This is a genomic window from Prosthecobacter sp. (assembly GCF_044373815.1).
Lineage (GTDB): Bacteria > Verrucomicrobiota > Verrucomicrobiia > Verrucomicrobiales > Verrucomicrobiaceae > Prosthecobacter.
In genome coordinates this window covers 1-2,650 of record NZ_JBIPNG010000686.1, presented here as the reverse complement: position 1 = coordinate 2,650, position 2,650 = coordinate 1, and the positions used below count along the sequence as shown (strand labels likewise).

Sequence of the window (2,650 nt, the reverse complement as noted above, 5' to 3'; positions counted from 1 at the left end):
TGGGTCCGGGCTGGAGGCAGTTCACACCCGCGCAGCAGCAGCAGGCCTCACAGCTTTTTTCCACGCTCATCATCCGCAGCTACAGCAGCAAATTCACACCGGGGGAGCATCCAGACATCACTTATCAGGCGGCCACAGAGCCGGCATCAGGCCGTGTGGATGTGCCCACGAGCATGGTCTACAAAGGCAGCCACTACACCGTGATTTATCGCATGGAGCAGATGCTCATCACCGATGTGGTGATCGAAGGCGTGAGCCTCATCGCCAACTACCGCAGCCAGTTGGATGCGCAATTTAAAAAAGGTGGCGCAAATGCCGTCATAAGCTCTCTTACGCAATCTGTCTCCCGCCCTCAATGAAATACCACGTATTCACACTCCGTCTGTTGTTGCTGGCAGCCACTCCGCTGCTGACTGATTGCAGCACCCCAGCGACTAACACCGCTGCGAAACCCACCACAGAAGCCGCCGTCAAGGGCAAGGCCGCAGACAAACCCATGAAGGGCGGCGGCGACGAAGTGGATGAATATGCCACGGCGTCGGACATCTCCGACCCGCTTGAAAAGCTGAATCGCGGCACATTCTGGGTCAACGACCAGCTTTACACCTTCCTCTTCCGTCCGATCTCAAAGGGCTACGAACTGATCCTGCCAAGGCCGGTGCGCAAGGGCATCGACAACGCCTTTGAGAATGTGAAGTACCCGGTGCGGGTCGTGAACTGCACGCTTCAGGGCAAGTTCAAACGTGCAGGGCAGGAGACTGGCAAATTTGTCGTCAACACCGTGGGTGGTGTCGCTGGCATCTTCCGTCCTGCGGAAAATATCCCTGCTCTCGCCAATGTGCCGGATGAAGACACAGCGCAGACTTTGGGCAAGTGGGGCATTCCACACGGCCCTTACCTGGTGCTGCCGCTGCTGGGACCCAGCAGCGTGCGCGATACCGTGGGCCTCGCCGGAGACTATGCCCTCAATCCGGTCAACTGGCCCTACCTCTACTGGTTCGGCAGCCGCTCCAAGCATGACTGGGTCATCGTTCCCCCTCTGTCCAACACGCTGCGTTCCATACCTGGCCAGTTGGACAATTATGACACGATCACAAAAGATGCCGTGGATCCGTATCTCTCCGCTCGCAGCGCCTACACCCAGAGTCGCGCTGAAGCCATCAAGAAGTGAGAGACCTTGGTTGGAACTTGCAGTGAAGGAGAGGGATCGTCACGATCCCTCATTCTTCCGCACCGCCCAGCGCTCCCGCACAGTTTAAAACACGTGCCCAAACCAGAGGAATCAAGATGATTCCCCTGCGTCGTAAGATTTAAGGTCCCAGTCTCCGATGTGGCTCTAATATCGGGGCCTCATCTCCACGAGCAGCAAGGCAGCCTGCTGCGAAGTTTCTGAGATGACTGTGCTCGGGACCCGCAGTTCATAGCAGCTTCCAAAGCAATTATCGTTGAGCGGCTAGTCTGCGCTTTAGGTCGGGCGGTTGGTCCGCCAACCGCCGCCGAGCGTCTCCAGGTTCTCTTTCCACAAATCAGTTTCGCGAAACGCTGCACACCGACTGACTTGGATGCACCTCTTCAAAGAGACTCTGCCACATCCCGCCCATCATCACTCACCGCGCAGGCAGCGCCCGAGGAATGTTTTCCAGTCCAGGTGAGCCAAACTGCATGGCTTCGTCATAGACCTTGCTGCGACCGCTCTCGATGTTGTTGGGCGTGTCGAGCGGATCATCCGAGCGCACAATGCGTGGCTGGATAAAGATGAGCAGCTCTTCGCGGGTGGTTTGATTCTGCGTGGTGCCAAAGAGATTGCCAAGAATAGGAATGCGTCGAAGACCGATGACTCCATTTTTACCTTTGGTGACTCGCTCGGTGATCAGCCCGCCGAGAACGACCGTGGCTCCGTTTTTCACCGCCACTTCCGTGAGCAGCTTCTGCGTGCCGATGGTGGGCACGGTGTTGCCGCCGATGGACTGCGAACCGACGATGTTGTCATTAACCTGGGCGATTTTCAGCGTCACTTCGTCATCCGAGTTGATCAGGGGAATCACCTCCAGCTTGAGAAGGACATCTCGATAAGTCACGCTCACGCTGTTGCTCGCAACACCGCCGGTGAAGGCCCCGTTGGTCAGGATGTTGGCCGGCACCGCGATGCTCTGACCGGAGGAGATGACAGACTTGGCGGCGTTCTTGGCGTAGATGCTTGGCGTGGCCAGCACCTTGAAGTTGTTGTTGCTGTCGATGACCTTGATGTAGTTGCTCAGCGCGCCGATCTGGCCGTAGAAATTCAGCTGCCCGAATTTAGCAGGGAACTGGATGATGTTGGACGACGCCGTCGTGGACGAACTGCCCGACGTGGAAGTCGCACCGTTGCGGTTCACGCTGAAATCCGACAGCAGCTGGAGGAAATCGACCCCGTAGTTGAAGTTCTTGCCCAGACTCAACTGGCCGATGATGGCGGAAATGTAAATCTGCTGGGGGCGGATATCCATCTCCTCCAGCAGCTGATCAATGCGCGCGATGTGCTCGGGGGAGCCCGAAACAATGAGGCTGTTGGACTGAGGATCACCGATCAGCAGCGTTTTCCCGACGACCATAGACTCGGGAGCTCCCACGTCTTCCGGATGGTCGAGCAGGCTGCGGTTGGAATTGGAAT

At 57.3% G+C, this 2,650-nt stretch carries 3 protein-coding genes; 2 read left to right on the top strand and 1 reads right to left on the bottom strand.

Translation table 11 applies throughout. The features are described 5' to 3' along the window. Positions 1 to 359 (top strand): phospholipid-binding protein MlaC (locus ACIREA_RS30270; RefSeq protein ID WP_397386041.1); only part of this gene is annotated, 359 nt, incomplete at its 5' end. Next, on the top strand, positions 356 to 1,171 hold the full coding sequence (locus tag ACIREA_RS30265) for a VacJ family lipoprotein (RefSeq protein ID WP_397386040.1): 816 nt from the start codon (positions 356 to 358) through the stop codon (positions 1,169 to 1,171). The genes ACIREA_RS30270 and ACIREA_RS30265, both read left to right, overlap by 4 nt. Before the next feature lie 436 nt (positions 1,172 to 1,607). Here ACIREA_RS30265 and ACIREA_RS30260 read toward each other — a convergent pair. Then, positions 1,608 to 2,650, bottom strand: a 1,043-nt coding sequence (locus ACIREA_RS30260; protein ID WP_397386039.1) for a type II secretion system protein GspD, incomplete at its 5' end; no start/stop codon positions are given.